This is a genomic window from Kitasatospora sp. NPDC059408 (assembly GCF_042751525.1).
GTDB lineage: Bacteria > Actinomycetota > Actinomycetes > Streptomycetales > Streptomycetaceae > Kitasatospora.
Genome location: NZ_JBHYWI010000191.1, coordinates 1 through 1,030 on the forward strand (window position 1 = coordinate 1; position 1,030 = coordinate 1,030).

Genomic DNA, 1,030 nt, shown 5'->3' on the forward strand with positions numbered 1-1,030 from the left:
GGCGAAGCTGAGAACTTAAGCGCCAGTAAACGGCGGTGGTAACTATAACCATCCTAAGGTAGCGAAATTCCTTGTCGGGTAAGTTCCGACCTGCACGAATGGCGTAACGACTTCTCGACTGTCTCAACCATAGGCCCGGTGAAATTGCATTACGAGTAAAGATGCTCGTTTCGCGCAGCAGGACGGAAAGACCCCGGGACCTTTACTATAGCTTGATATTGGTGTTCGGTTCGGCTTGTGTAGGATAGGTGGGAGACTGTGAAGCAGCAACGCCAGTTGTTGTGGAGTCGCCGTTGAAATACCACTCTGGTCGTGCTGGATGTCTAACCTGGGTCCGTGATCCGGATCAGGGACAGTGTCTGGTGGGTAGTTTAACTGGGGCGGTTGCCTCCTAAAGGGTAACGGAGGCGCCCAAAGGTTCCCTCAGCCTGGTTGGCAATCAGGTGTTGAGTGTAAGTGCACAAGGGAGCTTGACTGTGAGACTGACGGGTCGAGCAGGTACGAAAGTAGGGACTAGTGATCCGGCGGTGGCTTGTGGAAGCGCCGTCGCTCAACGGATAAAAGGTACCCCGGGGATAACAGGCTGATCTTCCCCAAGAGTCCATATCGACGGGATGGTTTGGCACCTCGATGTCGGCTCGTCGCATCCTGGGGCTGGAGTAGGTCCCAAGGGTTGGGCTGTTCGCCCATTAAAGCGGTACGCGAGCTGGGTTTAGAACGTCGTGAGACAGTTCGGTCCCTATCCGCTGTGCGCGTAGGAGTGTTGAGAAGGGCTGTCCCTAGTACGAGAGGACCGGGACGGACGAACCTCTGGTGTGCCAGTTGTTCTGCCAAGGGCATGGCTGGTTGGCTACGTTCGGGAGGGATAACCGCTGAAAGCATCTAAGCGGGAAGCCTGCTTCGAGATGAGCACTCCCACCTCCTTGAGAGGGTAAGGCTCCCAGTAGACGACTGGGTTGATAGGCCGGATATGGAAGCCCTGTAAGGGGTGGAGTTGACCGGTACTAATAGGCCGAGGGCTTGTCCTCAG

General features: G+C 55.8%; 1 rRNA gene. It reads left to right on the top strand.

The window, feature by feature from the left end:
* A 23S ribosomal RNA gene (locus tag ACFXDE_RS43870) occupies nucleotides 1-1,028 on the top strand; the annotation flags it as partial.
* Nucleotides 1,029-1,030 lie beyond the last annotated feature (2 nt).